Below are 17,441 nucleotides of genomic sequence, written 5' to 3' on the forward strand. Positions count from 1 at the left end.
ACTCAATTTCTGACCGTTCCGGCACGTAATGGAAACAACACTGTCGCGTCATCTTTTGGCCAAATTGAAATGGTCACTGGAGGACGGAGGGTGAGGCCCGGGACCATAAATCTGTGTTCCGGCGTCGCATTAAAGATCGCAGCGAAAGGCGAGGGAAATGGGAATACTTGGTAGATTGCTGGGGCGGAAGAGTTCTGGGCCAAAAGTCGAGGACGACTCGTTTGATATTTCAGAATTCAAAATCCCCCCGACCGCGGAAAACGAGGCGGATCCGGCAGATGATCAGTCGGACCTGATCAACAGCCTGTCGGGCATCACCGCCGAAGCGGAGAGCGCCCAGGTCAATATCTGGGATCTCGACGGTGACAGTGCTGCCCCTGCGGACACCAATGCACCCGCTCAGAATGCGGGCGAAGCCGCCGCACCGATGAACTCTCAGATCGACATCTCGGCGCGCATTGGCGATGCGCCTGCGCGCAAGCGTCGGACCAAGACTCGTCTTCTGGGCTTCGACAAGTCGGACGGGCAGGTTGTTGATCTCTTCAACAATCCGGTTCCGACCCCGACCCGCGGCACGCGGTTCCCGGTTGGCTGGGTTATCGTGGTCAAGGGGCCGGGCCGTGGTGAGTCCTTCACGCTACAGGCTGGCATGTCGCAGATCGGACGCGGCGAGGATCAGACTGTGTCGCTCGATTTCGGCGATACCGCAATTTCCCGCACCAATCATGCGGCCATCGTCTACGATCCGGAAAGCTTCCAGTTCTTCCTCGGTCACGGCGGCAAGAGCAACATCGTTCGGCTGAACGACAAGCCGGTTATCAGCAATGAAACGCTGAAGACCGGAGATATGATCCGGCTGGGCGAGACAACGCTGAAATTCGTTGCTCTGTGCTCCGACGAGTTCAACTGGGGCAATGAATCGGGCGAGGAGTCGGATGATGTGGAGATCGCCTGAACCCCGCTTTGACGTCGCCGCATGCATCTGCCAGGGCGGACGGGACTATCAGGAAGACGCGATCGTCACTGACTTTCCGACCGGAACGGATATTGGCGTTGCGGTACTTGCCGACGGCATGGGGGGGCATGCCGCAGGCGATGTGGCCTCCAAGATCGTCGTGACGGAAGTCTTCAGCGAGTTGAAATTCGAAAGTGCGAATTTCGCTGAATTCGAGGCAGAGGTCCCGAACTACCTGACCGCCGCCGCATCGAGTGCGAATGCCTGCGTGCGTGACTACGTCATGGAAAACCCGAAAGTCCGGGGCATGGGGGCGACGCTTGTCGCGCTCGTCATGGTCGAAAACCGCATGTACTGGATGTCGATCGGCGACTCTCCGCTCTATCATCTGCGCAGCGGCAAGCTGCGACAGCTCAACGAGGATCACTCGATGGCGCCGCAGATCGACATGATGGTCAAGTCGGGGATGATGGATGCCGAAACCGGCAAGAACCATCCTGACCGGAACTGCTTGACCTCCGTTATCCTCGGTGACAGGGTCGCGCGGTCGGACTGCCCGAAAACCCCTTTCAAGCTCGAAGTGGGCGATATCGTGGTGGTTTCCAGCGACGGCCTGCAATATCTCGAAGAACCGAAGATCGAGAGAATTCTGCAGAAATACCGCCGCCGCAAGAGCGCCGAGATTGCAGAGCATTTGCTCGCGGCGATCAACGATCTGGCCGATCCCGAGCAGGACAACGTATCCTTCGCGGTGATCAAGCTGAACCACAACAAGCCGACGATGCAGAAGGTCCGGCAGAAGCCGGTCGATCTGGTCGAAACCGCGACTTCGCGCACGACGCGAGTGGTGTCCCTCGACAGCGGCGGTTATGATGCTGCCGCATCAGCCGCGAATGCCGCGGGCGACGGTAAGGCTGACAAACTCGCGCCCTTCAAGCTGGTAGCCGGAGGAAAATAAGAGTGTCGGCAGACGCACATGCTGAGACAGCAAGAAAACTGATCGGGGTCCTGTCGGAAGGCAGGATCCCAAACCATCTTCGTCAACGGGCCGAGGCGCTTGTTGACCGTATGACCAAGCCGGTCCGCGTGACGATTTTCGGCTTTCCCGGTTCGGGCAAGTCCACTCTGGCGAACCTGTTGCTGGGCAGTTCCGTTCTGAATCCGAAGGACCGGTTGCCAACCGTGCAGATCACCGGGGGCGAAACGGTAAAGAGCAGTTGTACGCTGCCCGACGGCAGCACCGTCGATTTCCCGCATTTCAACACTGCAGAGATCGCGGCCAAGTCGCCGATCTTCGTCAACGCAGAAATGCCGCTGCCTGCGCTGGGCAAGATCAGCGTCATGGAGGTCGTCGCCAATGGTGGCCCGGCAGAATTGAGCCGTGCTCTGGCCTGGGCGGCAGAGCGGACCGATATCTCGATCTGGTGTACGCAGACTTTCGGCCCGGCGGAACAATCGGTCTGGAAGGCCGCCACCGAGGATATGAAGGATCATGGCTTCATGGTTCTGACCAAGGCCGATGCGCTAGCGCGAGACGGCACGCTGAACAGCGTCGTGGCAAACCTCCAGCAGCAAGGCGCGGAAGAGTTCAACCGCATCCTGCCGGTCGCCACGCTCGACGCCATCGCGGCGCGCAAGGCGGATGGCACGATCGACCGCGACCAGCTGACCCGCAGCGGCGGCCGCGCCCTGATCGCCGAGATCCTGCGCGAGGTCGACCTTGGGCTTCAGGCCGCGGTCGATCAGGCCGAGATCCTGTTGCAGCGGTTCCCGCCCAAGGCATCGCCCGCACCTGCGGCGAAGGTCGAGGCGGCGCCGAAGCCTGCACCTGCCGCGCCCGCCACCGTTACGCCTGTGGCCTCCGAGCCGGAAGTCGCATCCGAACCGAAACCGGCAGTGGAACCGGTGGCAGAGACCGCACCGACTGAAGCGCCAAGGGTGTCGGCCCGAGTCCGATCGCGGCCCGCACCGGAAATGCCGCCACGGCCTGCAGTGATGCCGGTCAATATCCTCGCCGCGGCGCGCAACGTACAGCAGGCCGCCGAGACAGAGCCTGAAACAGCGGATGCGGAGGAAGAGACCGAAGTCGCCGAGGCAACGCCGCCTATTGCTGCGCTTAGCCCGGCGACCCGTGAGGCGTTCGAACATGCGATCGAGAGGCTCACGCAGCACGGACAAAAGTTTGCAGGCGACGCCGCAAAGGGCGGCGCATTGGAAGCAGACCTGCTGATGCGGGAAACCGCCAATTCGGTGCAGTGGCTTAGCGACTATCTCAGCGAGAACGGCGAGAGCCGCGACCCGGCTTTGTCCCAACTGCGTGCAGCGGCTTTTGATGCTGCCGATCTTTTGCAACTGATGCAGATTGAGAACGATGCGGGCTCGGTCGGCGAGTTTGTGAGCGTCGCGATACAGTTGCGGCGCGAGATAGAATCGGCTCTGGCCGCCTGACGAGGGCGGCCAGGTCCGGAACGGCTCACGAAGCCGTTTTTGTTCAAAGACTTGATAGAGATACCGCTTATGGTTGAGAGAACCGGGACTGCGGACAAACTAAATTCAAACCACTGCCCCAATTTCGCCTCTCAATCTTGATTGTTCTTAATTTGGAACCGGGGCACGACATCTGACTGCGAAAAACCTCGACCTAACGCCGTCTCCGGCCCTGCAATAGGACGAAGTGATCCACGATGAGTGAACAATCAAAGACCCATGATGAAGACGGCAAGGCCGTCTCCTACGATTTTATGCGCATCGGGATGGACAAGCTTCTGACGCTGCGGGGCGAGCTTGACGAGTTGAGCGACGCCCTGATGGATGTCGAAGCCTTGTGCGATGCCGAGGGCGCCAAGCAGATGGCCCGGCTGATCCGCGAGCTTGAGCAGTTCGAGCCGAGCATCACCATGGTCGGTCAGATCAAGTCTGGCAAGACATCGCTTGTGAACGCCATGGTCGGTCGGCCCGGTCTGTTGCCCGCCGATGTGAACCCCTGGACCTCGGTCGTTACCTCGCTGCATCTGAACGTGCCGCAGGAGGCCAACGCGCCGGTCGCGTCATTCCAGTTCTTTGATGCCGATGAATGGGACCATCTGGTCAGCAGCGGCGGTCGCATCGGCGAACTGTCGATGCGCGCGGGTGCCGATGACGAATTGCAGAAGGTTCATCAGCAAATCGCCGAGATGCGCGAAAAGACCAAGACGCGGCTGGGCCGCCGGTTCGAACTTCTTCTCGGCCAGCGCCACGACTACCGCGAGTTCGACGATGACCTGATGCAGCGCTACGTCTGTCTCGGTGATGACTTCGACGATATCTCGCCGGACGAACAGCAGGGCCGCTTTGCCGATATCACCAAATCGGCCGATCTTTATCTTAGTGCACCCGCGCTGCCGGTGCCGCTCTGTATCCGCGACACGCCGGGCGTGAACGACACCTTCATGATGCGCGAGCAGATCACGATCAAGTCGCTCCGCGACAGCCGCCTCTGCGTGGTGGTTCTCTCCGCCTCGCAGGCGCTGAGCTCGGTCGATATGGGCTTGATCCGGATGATTTCCAACGTGAAGTCGGAAGGGATCGTGATCTTCGTCAACCGGATCGACGAGTTGTCGGACCCGGTCAACCAGCTTCCCGACATCCGCGACAGCATCCTCTCCACGCTGAGCAAGCTCAACGGGCCGCAGGACCCGGTGATCGTGTTCGGCAGCGCCTATTGGGCGAATATGGCGATCTCCGAGTCGATGGACGATTTCGTCGAGGACAGTGCTGACGCCCTGCGCAGATGCGCCCAGGCGGTCTTTGGTAGCGAAGATATCGATTTTACCCAGCGTGATCTGATCTGGCAGCTGTCGGGTGTTCCGCATCTCTTTGACACGCTCTCTGACCGTATCGCGGCGGGTCCGGGCGCGCGACTTCTGGCCCATCTGCGCAAGCGAGCCTGCAACTTCATCGCGGGTCTGCGGGCAGCCTCGTCCGTGGCGTCGATCCGGATCGATGGCGGTGAGATCGAGATGATGCAGCCGCAGGCCTTGTCGGCGCTTCTCGATCAGGTCGAGACTTCTGCCAAGCAGCGTTTGGACGCGGCCCTGAACGAAGTGTTCGGTGCGTTTGCGGGCAGGGTTGATCAGTCCCATGCGCGCTTCCTCGACCGGGCGCTGGAATCGCTGCTTCAGCATCTGGAACAGAACGGCGAGAACGAGGTCTGGCAGTACAGCCCGGACGGCCTGCGAATGCTGTTGCGCACGAGCTACCAGGTGCTGCGCAAGAACCTGATCGCGGCGTGCAGCGCTACCTATGGCGATGCGGCGAACGATATATCCGAGGCGTACCACAAAGCCGTAGCGGCCGGGGTCGATGGTTTCGCCGTCACGCCGCCAAGCCCGCCAGAGGTTCCGGCGCCGGTCTCGCTCGGCGCGACGATCGCGCTTGATCTGCAGACATCGTGGTGGAACGGCTGGTGGAAACGCCGCCGCGGCTACCGCGCTTACGCCAGCGGGTTCCAAAGCCTGATCGAGGCCGAGACCACGCCGCTTATCTCGGAGTTGAAAGACCGTCAGGCGGCAGAGATCCGGCAGGCCGCAACGGACCGGCTTACGACCTTCCTCGCCGAACAACGCTCCATTCTGATGGGGATCGCCGAAAAGGCCCATATCAACATGGGCGATCTTCAGGATCTCTTCGGCATCAAGACTCAGACCGAACGCGCCGAACTGCTTGAGATGATCTATGACGAGTTGAGTGGCGCCGAGGAGCCAGCGGAGGATGCCGGCGAAGCCACTGCACGTAAGGGAGCTGCTGCATGACGGATGCAACTACGGAAACCCGCAAACCCCGCATCGCGATCATGGGCGAGTTCAGCGCTGGCAAGAGCACGCTGTCCAACCTTCTGCTCGGCACCCGCGCGCTTCCCGAAAAGGTCACCGCCACACGGTTGCCGCCGGTATGGATCACCAGTGGCGTCGATGAACCGTTCAGGATTGGCATGGACGGTGAGGAATACCCCGTGTCGCTCGACCGGCTGGAGGACGTGCCGCTCGACGATACCCGCTTTGTCATGCTGAACTTCGTCGTCGACATCCTCGATCGCTGCGACCTAATCGATTTTCCGGGCATTTCGGACCCGAACATGGCGTCCGAGGTGTGGGAACGGATGCTGGACGAAGTGGATGCCGTGCTATGGTGCACCCATGCGACGCAGGCCTGGCGGCAATCCGAATCCGCAGTCTGGGCCATGATCCCGGAACACGTGCGCAGCAACAGCCTGCTTCTCATCACCCGGTTCGACAAGCTGACGAACGACAATGACCGCATGCGCGTCAGAACCCGCGTTGCGCGCGAAACCAAGGGGCTCTTCGCGGCGATCTGCCCGATTTCGCTGACGCAGGCGCTGAAGGCCGAAGAGGGCGACGAGCTTTGGGACCGGTCCGGTGCCAAGGGGCTTTACGCCGCGATCGACGTGATCATTGACCGGATCGAGCAGGGCGTAGGCGCCACGCCTGAGCCCGAGGCGCAGGGGCAGAGTTCGGCCGAAGTGCGTGAACTCCACGTCGAGGCCGAACCGGCCGAGCCGGTGCACATACTGCCGCGCCGGGTCAAGCCCGGCGGCACGGCGCGCACGCCCCGCCCGAGCGCAGGCAGCGAGAATGTCGTCGATTATTCCCGGATGATGGATCAGCCCCCGACCGGCAACCAGCTGGAGCGGCTGCGGGCGGATTTACGTCAGGCTGAGGAAAACACCCAGACCGGCTGAATGTGGTGCAGCATTGCCCCAACGCAGCGCCGGAATGGCCCGGGCGGCTTTTCCTGACGAGCGATCTGAGCTAACTCATACCTTATGAGCGCAAGGTATGGTCGCAATGGTATCTGACGAGCTGGACGCGTTGCAGGCACGCTTTCCTGCCTGCGAAACACTGGCCTATGCGGACCTGACGACCGGAATGATTCTGGTGACCAACAGCAATACGCCGTTGGAGCGCAATGCCCTGAATCGCCTCTGCGCGGAAGCTTCGGCTGTGTTGGGTGTGGCAACGGCACCCTCACTCGGCAATGTTGCCGCCGAATCTGCCGTGGTCAGCGGTCAGGACGGGGTGCGTCTGTTTGTCAGAGCGCCCGTACTTCCAAACGACGTGCTGCTTTGTGTCAGTACGGCCGGGCTAGACCTCGTGGCGTTTGCGCCCGAAGCGCAGGCCTGCCTGCAAAGGATCAGTGAAGATGGCTAACCGGCGCGCGACGCGTCTTTTCTCAGCAAGGGCTCCCCTGTGATCGACGAAGGTACAATAGCGCGGAAACTGGCAACCCTCGGTTCCGAGAAGCCCATATTTCGTGACGGTGCGCGCGTTATTTCGAACGGTATTCTGCCGTCGCCGATCAACGCCATTCTGGATGAGATCGACAATACGATCCTCCGGCGCAAACTGACCTTTCGCGTCGGTGCGAGCTTCATGTCGTTCATCGTCGCGGGGCGCAGGCTTTTGAGCCTCGTCGCGATCAGCGACGATCTGACCGAGGCCAATCCTCCGGTCGGTGAGGCTCTGTCGCATGAAGAATCCGAGGCCTTCGAAGCTGTCGGCGCGGCACTGACCCTGCTTGTGCGCGAGGATCATCCCGTTCTTGTCGAAAGCACGCCGTCGGACGAAGGCGGTGCGCGCAGCGATATCGGCATTCCCGTCGACCGTCTCGCCGATCTTCTGGAGGTCGTACCGTCCGCGCCGATCAAGCCGATGCAGATATTTGTCGAAGCCTGTGAAGGGTTCTACACCGCCTGCCTCTTCTGGTCGGACGGGCTCTGGGTCGGTCATGCTGAGGACGACGATGTTCTGGCAGAACTCCGCAAGGTCGCCGACGATCAATGGGAACGCTTTCGCAGCGCCTATGGCAAGAGCGGCCAGTCGCTCGACGCGCCGCGCCTCTTCATGCTTGAGCGGGCATTGGGCGAGTCCGGTTCGGTCGCCGGAACATGGGCGCAGGGTGAATTCGCGCTCTTTGTCTATGAACCGGGCAATCTCGCCGATATCCACGCGATCTGGCGCAAGATTTTCACCACCTGACCTCGGGTCCGCACCGGGTTATGCCCGGATATAGTGATAGCCGTCAAAGCCCCGCCGCAGTGCCGCGACCTCAGAGGCGAGCGATGCGGGGTCGTTCGACCGGAGGGCTGCCGCGATCAGCCGGGCAAGCTCGGGCACATGCGCCTCGGTCACGCCCCGGCGCACCAGCTCTGGCGTTCCGATCCTGAGACCGTTCAGGTCGCCGGGTACCTCTGCCAGAGGCAGGCCGATGCCGCAGGCGAGAAACCCTGCCTTGCGCAGCGTCTTCGAGGCCGCCTGACCGCCGCCGTAAGCCGCCGCTTCGACGGCAAACTGATGCGAGCGGGTAAAACCCTGTCCGGCGGCGAAGACCGGCAACCCCTCATTGGCAAGCGCCTGTGCCAGTGCCTGAGAAACGGCGATCATCTTGGCTGCGTAGGCTGCACCATGGTCGCGCCAGTCGAGCAGGCTCAGCGCCAGCGCTGCCGCCCTACCGGCATCGAAATTCGCGGTCATGCCCGGAAAGGCGATGTGGTCGAGCGCTTCGGCGATCCCGGCATCATTGGTCACGATCAGACCACCCGCCGGTCCGCCGAGGCTCTTGTAGGTCGACATCGTCATCAGATGCGCGCCTTCCGCCAACGGGTTCTTCCATGCCCGCCCGGCGATGATGCCGCATTGATGGGCAGCGTCGAACAGGACCTTCGCGCCCACCTCGTCGGCAATGGCCCGGACCTCGGCCACCGGATGTTCAAAGAGGTTGAGCGAACCGCCCACAGTGATCAGTTTCGGGCGCACCTCGTGCGCAAGGGCGGCAAGGCCGTCGAAGTCGACCGTGTAACCATCGGTATTGACCGGCGCGGGATGGGTGACAAGACCGTAAAGCCCGGCACAGCCGGCGTTGTGATGCGTGACATGGCCGCCGATCGTGGCCGGCGGGGCGATGATGGTATCGCCCGGCTTGGTCAGCGCCATGAAGCCATAGAGATTGGCCATCGCGCCGGAAAACACCCGGATCTCGGCATGACGGGCGTCAAAGATTTCGGCCGCGAGTTCGGCGGTGATGACCTCGATCTCCTCGATCGCCTCCAGCCCCATCTCGTATTTGTCGCCGGGATAGCCGAGCGAGGGGCGAGACCCGAGCCCGCGGGACAACGCCGCCTCGGCCACGGGGTTCATGACATTGGTCGCGGGGTTGAGATTGAAACAGTCGCGGTCATGGATTTCCGCGTTCCGGTCGATCAACCGGTCGATGCGGGCCGCGACAGCATCCGAGGGTGCAGCGGTTTCCGCCGCCTGTCTCTGGATCAGCTCTTCACATTGGGCCGGAACCCAGGGGCGGGGGGCGAGATGGGGCATGGCATCCTCCTTTGGTTGGTGCAAGGAAACCAGACGAGGCTTGCACCTTCAAATCAGATTTGCGAAATTTTAGGCGTAGAAAATCTGAGGCTCGAATGTCGGTCGCACCGCCGCCGCTGAAAGGATTGCCGCTGAACGCGCTGCGTGCCTTCGAAGCTGCAGCCCGTCTGGGCGGCTTCGCGGCGGCAGGGGTTGAACTCGGTGTCACCGCCGGGTCGGTGGCGGCGCATGTGAAGGCGCTTGAGGAAACGCTCGGCGCGGCTTTGTTCGAGCGTCATGCGAAAGGCGTGCGGCTGAGCGCGCTTGGACAACGGGTACTGCCCGCCTTTACCGATGCCTTCGACCAACTCGGCCTCGCGGTTCAGACCCTGCGCGTCGAGGCCGCGCCCCGCACGGTTCATATCGCGACGCTTCCTTCAATCGCCCAGCTCTGGCTCTCGCCACGTCTGCCAGCTCTGCGCCGCGCGGCGCCTGAAATCACGGTGTCGATCACCGCAATGGAACACCCGCCCGATCTGAAGCGAAGCCCCTTTGATCTCAATCTCTTCTTTCTGCCGAAGGGCGAAGGACGCGTGCTGGAGCAGGATGAGATTTTTCCGGTCTGCGCACCGGCTCTGGCCGGGCACCTGAAAACGCCTGGCGATCTGGCCGCTTTGCCCTGCCTGATCGACAGCACGTGGTCGGATGACTGGCGGCTCTGGACCGAGGCGGCGGGGCTTTCAGGTTTCGTGCCGAAAGGGCCGGTCTTTTCCCTTTACGCGTTGGCGGTCGAAGAGGCGGTGAACGGTGCTGGGGTGCTGATCGGTCACCGCGCGCTTGTGAGGTCGCAGCTTGAAAGCGGTGCGCTCGTCGCGCCCTTCGGCAAGCGCCTGCCGTTGGACCGTGTGCTGTCCCTCTGGTCGGCGCGCGCCTTCCGCCCGGGCGGTCCGGCATCGCGTGTTGTGGAGTGGCTGGCAAAGGTGTGACGGGCAGGGCAGGGGCAACTCGGCTTCGACCCTACCGCATCCAGTCAAGACCCGCTTCGGTGGAGGTGGCAGGCGCATATTCGCCGCTGACCCAGCCGCCATAACCCTCCGCGTCGAGCCGCGCGAAGAAGATGGTATAGTCGATTTCTCCCCCAGCTGGTTCATGGCGGCCGGGAAACCCCGCGACCTGAACGTGAACCGCGCGGTCGCCGTAGGCCGCCCAGCTTCCCACTACGTCGCCGGTGATCCGATGCGCGTGATAGGCGTCGAATTGCAGCGAAAGGTTCGGGGCGGCCACGGCATCCAGCACGCGCGCGGCGGTGTCGTAATCCGCAAGGAAATAGCCCGGCATGTCGTGGCGGTTGATGGGTTCGATGGTCAGGCTTTGTTTGGGTGCATGGGCGGCGGCCCACTTCAGGTTCTGGACGAAGGTCGCCTCGGCCTCCGCCCCCTCCGCCACGCCCGCCATGACATGGATATGGCGCGGCTTCAGGACCTGCGCGAACCGCAAGGTCCGGTCGAAATCGCGGCGAAACCGATCCTCCAGCCCCGGTATCGCGGCAAAGCCCTGCGGGCCGCCTGTTGCATTTGGCGGCGGGCAGTTCATCAGGACGAAGGTCAGCCCGTTCCAGATCATCTGGTCGCGCATGTCCTGCGCCGGTGCGTCATAGGGAAAAAGCACTTCGACCGCCTCAAACCCAGCTTCGGCAGCGGCGCGAAATCGGTCCATCAAGGGTCGTTCCCGAAACAGCCAGGTCAGATTGGCGCAGAATTTCGGCATCAGGCTGGGCCCCGCAATTTTCCAAACTGCCTTGCTGTATCCTATCCTCGGATCAGTTTCGTAAAGGCCTCGATCTCCGCCTCTGTGGTGCACCACGAGGCGACGAACCGGGCAGACAGCGCCTGATCCCCGGGTCCTTCGATCGACTGATCGAAGGGCCAGAGATAGTAATGCGCGCCAGCCTCCATCGCGCGCCGATGCGTGCTGCGCGGCAGGTAAGCGAAGAGGATATTCGCCTCGCGCGGATGCATCAGGCGGGCACCGGGGACCGCCAGAACCGCCTGTTCCAGCGCCGCCGCGCGATCGTTCGCCGTTTGCGCGAGCTTCAGCCACAGCCCGTCCGTCAGATAGGCCTCCATCTGCGCCGAGAGGTAGCGATGCTTGGAGAAGAGATGACCGCCCCGCTTGCGGCGCAGTTCAAACTCCCAGGCCTTGGCGGGATCGAAGATCACTACCGCCTCGACCCCGAGACAGCCATTCTTGGTGCCGCCGAAAGACAGGATATCGATGCCCGCCTTCCACGTCATCTCTGCCGGGGTAGCCCCGGTCGCAACGACTGCATTGGCAAAGCGCGCACCGTCAAGGTGGGTGGGCAGATGGTATTCTTTCGCCACCGCGGTCAGGGCGACGATCTCGGCGGGTGTGTAGACGGTGCCAGCCTCGGTCGTATTGGTCAGCGTCAGCGCGCCGCGCTGAACTGAATGGACGAAACCCTGCGGCGTCTTCTCGATCGCGCGGCGCAGGTCGGCCGGGGCAAGCTTTCCATCCCTGCCACCGATGCGGACGATCTTGCCGCCACCGATATAGAATTCCGGCGCGCCGCATTCGTCCATCTCCACATGCGCCTCGGCATGAGCATAGACGGCACCCCAAGGCGGGCAGAGACAGGCGAGCGACAGCGCGTTTGCCGTGGTGCCGGTGGCGACCAGATAGACGGCGGCGTCAGGCGCTTCGAAGGTCTCACGGATCAGCCCGCGCACGCGCTCCATCGCCGGATCGGCGCCATAGGACGGCGCATAGCCAGCGTTGATCCGGCTCACGGCTTCGATGATCTCGGGCGCAGCACCCGAGGCGTTGTCAGAGGCGAATTCCATCACAGATCCTCGATGATATGGTCTTCCCAGTCCTCTTCGGGGACTTCGAATTCCGGCAGGGTCCAGCCCCGGATCGACTGGCCGGCCTCATGCACGCTTTCGGCGTCGCCGGAAATCAGCGGATGCCAGTCGGGCAGGTCCTTGCCCTCGTAAAGCAGCCGGTATGCGCAGGTCGATGGCATCCAGTAGGAAACCGTGCCGATCGTTTTGGGGGTCAGTACGACACATTCCGGGACGAATGTCTTGCGGTTCTCGTACTGGCCGCAGCGGCAGGTCTGGTCGTCAAGCAGGCGGCACGAAATTCGGGTGAAATAGACATCGCCCGTATCGGCATCCTCCAGCTTGTTAAGGCAGCATTTGCCGCAACCATCACACAAGGCTTCCCACTCCCTCGGAGTCAGCGAGGAAAGCGGGCGCTTCCAGAAATTCGGGCGCAGGCCGTCGCGTGGGATGTCGTGTTTCATGGCGCGCGACTTTGACTGACGTGGCAGAGAAAGGGAAGAGGTCAGAGATCGCCCAGAACGGCACGCGCCCGGTCGCAGTCCGTGCGCATCTGCGTGACCAGCGCGTCCAAGTCCTCGAACTTCATCTCGGGTCGCAGGTAATCGACCAGCGCGACTGACAGGTGCTCGCCATAGAGGTTGCCCCCGAAATCGAAGAGAAAGCTTTCGAGATTGGGCGTGTTCTCTCCGAACATCGGGCGGACGCCGAGGCTCGCCGCGCCGTCATAGGTGCCCTGATGCAGACCGGTCAGGACATCGACCTTGACCGCGTAGACGCCGAGTTTCGGCAGATGGAGCCCGGCAACACCCATATTCGCGGTCGGAAAGCCCAGATCGCGGCCGCGTTTGTCGCCGTGCAGAATCTCGCCCTCGATCCGGTGCCAGTGACCGAGCATACGTGCCGCGTCGCGCGGGCGGCCCTCGGCCAAGGCCGTGCGGATCGCGGTGGAGGATATCTCCTCACCTTCGAAGCTGACCAGTTCGGCGATGGTGACGCCGAAACCATGCTCCTCACCGGCGCGGCGGAGCGTGTCCACATTGCCCTTGCGGCCCTTGCCGAAGCAGAAATCAGCGCCAACGGTCACATGGCTGACGCCTAACCCGGCCACCAGGACTTCGGAGACAAATTCCTCTGCCGTCATGCCTGACAACACCGCATCGAACGGCAGTTCATAGAGCTGATCGACACCAAGCTTTTCCAGCCGGTGGGTCCGCGCCTCAGCATTCATCAGCCGGAAGGCGGGGGCTTGAGGCGCGAAGAACTGGCGGGGATGCGGTTCGAAGGTGACGATGCCAAGGGGGGCGCCGGGGCGGCGTGCCTGCGCGATCACCGCCTGATGGCCGAGATGCACGCCATCAAAATTGCCCATCGCGACCGAGGCGCCCCTGTCGGCATCCGGCAATCCGGTCCAGTGGAAATGCGTCCGCATCGGCCCCCGTCGGGCGGGAGCGTCCCGCCGCTATCAGTCGAACTTGCGGCTTGGTGCCAGTACCAGCGCCTCACCCTTCAGAACGACCGTATCGCCCACCGCGCAGTGGGTTTCAAGGGTGACGCGCCGACGGGAGTGGTCAATGGCCGTGACCTTGACCTCGGCATAGACGGTGTCGCCGGGTCGAACCGGCGCCATGAACTTCAGGCTCTGGCCCAGATAGACCGTTCCGTGGCCGGGAAGCTGTTCTCCGATCACCGCCGAAATAAGCCCCGCCGTCAGCATGCCATGGGCGATGCGACCCTCAAAGATCGTGTCGCGGGCATAATCGTCGTCGAGATGGACCGGATTGTGGTCGGTCGAGACCTCGGCGAACATCTCGATATCGCGGTCGGTGATCGTCTTCTGAAGATAGCGGGTCATGCCGATCTCCAGATCCTCGATACAGATCGTTCCGCGCGGTTGGTTGTCCAGCATCATCCCGAATCCCGAATGCTCATGTTGCAGTGCAGCATAAGCGAAGCGCGGCTGTAGTGCAATGTGGGCTGGTAATTATTTGACCGAATATGGCCCTGGATCGAAAGATTGTTGCTTTCTGGTCATAATCTATCGCAGGCGACCGATATTGTAGGTCGGTGTCATCTCGACACCCTTCAGCCAGTCATCGAGCATCGCCGGATCGGGATTGTCCACGTCCGGTCCGAAGCGCGCGGCTTCAAGTCCGCCGGTGATGAAGAGCGTGTCGATGCCTTCGCCCATGCCCCCCCGGATATCGGTGCCGATCCCGTCACCGACCGCAAGGATGCGGCTGTCCTCCACAACTCGCCCATCAAGCGCCGTCAGCCGCCGCCGGGCGAGGTCGTAGATCGGCGGATGGGGCTTGCCGAAATAAAGACTTTCGCCGCCCATCTCGGTGTAAAGCTGCGCCAGTGCCCCGGCGCACCATTCCCGGCGTTCGCCCCGGTCAACCACGATATCGGGATTGGCGCAAAGGAGTTTCAGCCCTTTCGTCTTGGCGTACAGAAAGTCCGGCCGGTAGACGGACGGATCGGCCAGCGGGTCGCGCGGGCCGGTGCAGACGATGCCCTCGGCCTCTTGCAGCGGTACGATTTCGATCGTTTCGGGGTTATCGAGGATTTTCAGCGGTTCAAAAAAGCCGCTGTCGGTCTCGGGGTTGCCGATGAAATGGACCTTGTGACCGACGACGCCCCGGAACATCGCCGACCGCGCGCTGTCGCCGGATGTGGCGATCGTGTCCCAGGCGTCGCGCGGCACACCGATCTGGTCGAGCTGTGCGGCAACACCAGCCCGGGGACGGGGCGAATTGGTGACCAGCACCACTTTGCCCCCTTGCGCCCTGTAGGCCTGAAGCGCCGCGACGGCGGCGGGGAAGGGTTTCAGACCGTCATGCACACAGCCCCAGAGATCGCAAAACAGCGCGTCATACTGGGCACCGATTTCGGAAAGGGATTGGACGATGCGGGCCATGGGCGTCTCCTCTGCTTTGGGTCTTGTTACAGACCGGGGTCGGAAAAAGTAAGGGCGCCCGGAGGCGCCCCAAAACAACGTTTGCCGGTCACTTAAAGTTTCAGCGCCGGGATGATCTGTTTCTTGCGGCTCATGATGCCGGGCAGGACGACCGTGTCACCGCTGACGCTCGCGCCGAAGGAGGCTTCGGCCATCTGCTTCACCAAATCGTTCGGCACCAGAAGTGTCGCCTCTTCCTTGAGGATATCGACGACGAAGAGCAGAACCTGATCGGCGCCATCCTCCTTCGCAACATCGACCATCGAGGCCATCAGGCTGTCCTTGCGGTCAAGGACGACCTTGGGCGCTGTGGTCTCAAGCACCGAAACGCGCAGTTCCTTGCCGGCGACGTTGTATTCCTTCGAATCCATCCGCAGGAGTTCGGCGTCCGAGAAGGCGGAGACATCCGACTTGGCGGCGAAAAGCTCGGCGGCATAATCCGCTATCGAGACACCAAGCTCACCCGCCAACTTTTCGGCCACCGCGCGGTCATGCGGCGTGGTGGTAGGCGAGCGGAATTCGAGCGTGTCGGAGAGGATGCAGGAGAGCATTGCGCCCTTGATCTTCTCCGGCATCTTCGCCGCATCCGCGCCCATCAGGTCGAACATGATCGTCGCGGTGCAGGCCAAGGGGCGGATGGTGACGTCGATCGGCCCCTTTGTCTTCAGGCCCCCGGCCAGAAGGTGGTGGTCGATGATCTGGATGACATTGGCGTCATTGATCGAGGACGGAAGCTCGGCCGGGTTGTTGGTATCGACCACAACGCAATCCTCGCCCGCCGCGACATCGGCGATGATCGCGGGCTTCGGCAGGTCCCAGTGCTTCAGCACGAAGGCGGCTTCGGTGTTCGGTTCGCCCAGCAGGACCGGCGTTGCGGGCGTGCCCTTCACCTCGGTCAGGTACCACGCCCAGATGATGGGCGAGCCGGTGGAATCGGTGTCGGGGGATTTGTGGCCGAAAACCTTGATCATGTGCGTCATCCGTCAGGGAAATTGAAATCGCGCGCGTTATAGGCGCAGTTTCCGGGCTTGTCACGGGGACGCGCCAGAGGCATCGGGTCGCGGGCCGGGTTCGGTCAAAAGCGGCGCGGTCAGCTTGCCGCGACCTGACGGGCTGCTGGGAGTTCAGAACGGCTGCCGTTCGATGGTAAAGCCTTCCCGCTCCAGAAGCGCCAGAACGCCGTCCTCGCCCGACAGGTGCAGCGCGCCGAAGGCAGCGAAGACAGGTCCCTCGGCCGCGGCGGCCTCGATCACCGGGATCCAGGCGCGGTTGCGGCTGAACATCAGCGCCTCTTCCATTTCGGCCATGTCGGCATCGACCTCTTCCGGGGTCTGGCCCGGCAGTTTGTACGAGGCGAGTCGCCCAAGTTCCCAGGTCAGTCGGGCATTCTCGGCGAAATAGGCGTCGGCGAGGGTTGCACCGTAATCCTCGGCCTGTTTGTCCATGGCAAGACCGGCCCGGATCATCTCCAGTTTGGCATCTTCGCTCATCCCACTGAACAGACTAAAGATCGTGTCATAGGGTTCGAGCGCCCGGATCGGAATGCCCTTTCCCTCAGCGCGATCAATGATGCGCGCATCTAGTCCCTTTTCGCCGGAATTGACCTCTTCTATCGCGCAGGGCGGGATGCCGAGCATCATGGATACATACCAGGGCTGCATCTTTGCCACGAGGAAACCCGGAATTCCGCGGGCGTTCATCGCGACGTTGAGTGCCTGCCAATCCGCCTCGGGCAATTGTTCGGGCAGGGTCGGGCCCTCGGTCCGGAACAGCAGTGCCGGATTGCTCGTCATGTCGGATTTGAGGCGAGTCTCTTCTTCCGGCCCTGCCTCAACCAGAACGACTGACGCCCCGTCGATATCAGCGGCCATCCGTTCGAAGACCGCGTCATGGCGCGGGTCGTCGAGGTGGTAGGTGCCGACAAGCCGGACACTCTCTTCGCCACGGCTGGCAAGCCAGGAATTGCCACGCGCGTAGGGCAGGTCGGCCACGCGTGCCTCGATCGCCGCCCGGTCTTCCGGCGGCATGGTTGGCAAGAGGCTGGTGCCAGCGCATTCGGCATGGATGGCGGAGCCTGAAAAGATCAGCAGGAAGCAGAGAATGGCGATTATTGTCATGTGTTTGTCGCTTTGCTCGGATCAATGGCCTGTGTTCGGGCATCTTTGCACGGCGCCTGCGGCAAAGCCATGTCGATGGGGTGGAAATTTTACGCAAGGCAGGAGTTGACTCGGGGGCGGGCGGGTCCTAACTACGCTCCGTTAGCACTCACGTGAGGCGAGTGCTAATCCTGTTCAAACCTGGAACCCATAGGGAGA

General features: G+C 62.3%; 17 protein-coding genes. 8 read left to right on the plus strand and 9 right to left on the minus strand.

Annotation, left to right across the window (positions count from 1 at the left end):
• Positions 1-157 precede the first annotated feature (157 nt).
• From OEZ71_RS18820 to OEZ71_RS18850, 7 genes are all read left to right on the plus strand, one after another.
• Complete coding sequence (locus OEZ71_RS18820; protein ID WP_263741625.1) at positions 158-955, plus strand: FHA domain-containing protein; 798 nt, start codon at positions 158-160, stop codon at positions 953-955.
• On the plus strand, positions 939-1,913 hold the full coding sequence (locus tag OEZ71_RS18825) for a PP2C family protein-serine/threonine phosphatase (protein WP_263741626.1): 975 nt from the start codon (positions 939-941) through the stop codon (positions 1,911-1,913). Before OEZ71_RS18820 ends, OEZ71_RS18825 begins: the two co-directional genes overlap by 17 nt.
• Before the next feature lie 110 nt (positions 1,914-2,023).
• Complete coding sequence (locus OEZ71_RS18830) at positions 2,024-3,403, plus strand: P-loop NTPase family protein (RefSeq protein ID WP_263741627.1); 1,380 nt, start codon at positions 2,024-2,026, stop codon at positions 3,401-3,403.
• Positions 3,404-3,639: 236 nt separating this feature from the next.
• The gene (locus OEZ71_RS18835; protein ID WP_263741628.1) at positions 3,640-5,745 is read left to right on the plus strand and encodes a dynamin family protein; all 2,106 of its coding nucleotides are present in this window, start codon (positions 3,640-3,642) and stop codon (positions 5,743-5,745) included.
• On the plus strand, positions 5,742-6,692 hold the full coding sequence (locus tag OEZ71_RS18840; protein WP_263741629.1) for a GTPase: 951 nt from the start codon (positions 5,742-5,744) through the stop codon (positions 6,690-6,692). The genes OEZ71_RS18835 and OEZ71_RS18840 overlap by 4 nt, the downstream gene beginning before the upstream one ends.
• A 106-nt stretch (positions 6,693-6,798) precedes the next feature.
• Positions 6,799-7,161 carry a hypothetical protein gene (locus tag OEZ71_RS18845; protein WP_263741630.1) on the plus strand — a complete coding sequence of 121 codons (363 nt, stop codon included), beginning with the start codon at positions 6,799-6,801 and terminating at the stop codon, positions 7,159-7,161.
• A 39-nt stretch (positions 7,162-7,200) separates the two neighbouring features.
• Positions 7,201-7,989, plus strand: coding sequence for a hypothetical protein (locus OEZ71_RS18850; protein WP_263741631.1), 789 nt, complete (start codon positions 7,201-7,203; stop codon positions 7,987-7,989).
• 18 nt (positions 7,990-8,007) lie between these two features.
• Here OEZ71_RS18850 and OEZ71_RS18855 read toward each other — a convergent pair whose 3' ends face one another.
• On the minus strand, positions 8,008-9,327 hold the full coding sequence (locus tag OEZ71_RS18855; protein WP_263741632.1) for a serine hydroxymethyltransferase: 1,320 nt from the start codon (positions 9,325-9,327) through the stop codon (positions 8,008-8,010).
• Positions 9,328-9,422: 95 nt separating this feature from the next.
• Between OEZ71_RS18855 and OEZ71_RS18860 the strand changes: the two genes are divergently transcribed.
• Positions 9,423-10,292, plus strand: coding sequence for a LysR substrate-binding domain-containing protein (locus OEZ71_RS18860; RefSeq protein WP_263741633.1), 870 nt, complete (start codon positions 9,423-9,425; stop codon positions 10,290-10,292).
• Between the two features lie 31 nt (positions 10,293-10,323).
• On the opposite strand, the gene OEZ71_RS18865 is transcribed toward OEZ71_RS18860, so the two are convergent.
• The 8 genes from OEZ71_RS18865 to OEZ71_RS18900 form a co-directional block, all read right to left on the minus strand.
• The gene (locus OEZ71_RS18865) at positions 10,324-11,022 is read right to left on the minus strand and encodes a hydroxypyruvate isomerase family protein (protein ID WP_318527859.1); all 699 of its coding nucleotides are present in this window, start codon (positions 11,020-11,022) and stop codon (positions 10,324-10,326) included.
• A gap of 92 nt (positions 11,023-11,114) precedes the next feature.
• Positions 11,115-12,167 (minus strand): threonine aldolase family protein, encoded by a 1,053-nt coding sequence (locus OEZ71_RS18870; RefSeq protein ID WP_263741635.1) that lies wholly within the window; start codon positions 12,165-12,167, stop codon positions 11,115-11,117.
• A complete protein-coding gene (locus tag OEZ71_RS18875; RefSeq protein WP_263741636.1) occupies positions 12,167-12,631 on the minus strand; it encodes a YcgN family cysteine cluster protein in 465 nt (154 codons plus the stop codon). The genes OEZ71_RS18870 and OEZ71_RS18875 overlap by 1 nt, the downstream gene beginning before the upstream one ends.
• A 41-nt stretch (positions 12,632-12,672) precedes the next feature.
• On the minus strand, positions 12,673-13,599 hold the full coding sequence (locus OEZ71_RS18880) for a bifunctional riboflavin kinase/FAD synthetase (protein ID WP_263741637.1): 927 nt from the start codon (positions 13,597-13,599) through the stop codon (positions 12,673-12,675).
• Between the two features lie 33 nt (positions 13,600-13,632).
• Positions 13,633-14,076, minus strand: a complete 444-nt coding sequence (locus OEZ71_RS18885) for a MaoC family dehydratase (protein WP_263741638.1) — start codon at positions 14,074-14,076, stop codon at positions 13,633-13,635.
• A 129-nt stretch (positions 14,077-14,205) separates the two neighbouring features.
• Positions 14,206-15,087 (minus strand): TIGR01459 family HAD-type hydrolase, encoded by an 882-nt coding sequence (locus OEZ71_RS18890; RefSeq protein ID WP_263741639.1) that lies wholly within the window; start codon positions 15,085-15,087, stop codon positions 14,206-14,208.
• A gap of 92 nt (positions 15,088-15,179) precedes the next feature.
• On the minus strand, positions 15,180-16,097 hold the full coding sequence (locus OEZ71_RS18895; RefSeq protein WP_412175655.1) for a manganese-dependent inorganic pyrophosphatase: 918 nt from the start codon (positions 16,095-16,097) through the stop codon (positions 15,180-15,182).
• 153 nt (positions 16,098-16,250) lie between these two features.
• A complete protein-coding gene (locus OEZ71_RS18900) occupies positions 16,251-17,243 on the minus strand; it encodes a TraB/GumN family protein (RefSeq protein WP_263741641.1) in 993 nt (330 codons plus the stop codon).
• Positions 17,244-17,441 lie beyond the last annotated feature (198 nt).

The organism is Albidovulum litorale (genome assembly GCF_025751495.1).
Taxonomy (GTDB): domain Bacteria; phylum Pseudomonadota; class Alphaproteobacteria; order Rhodobacterales; family Rhodobacteraceae; genus Albidovulum; species Albidovulum litorale.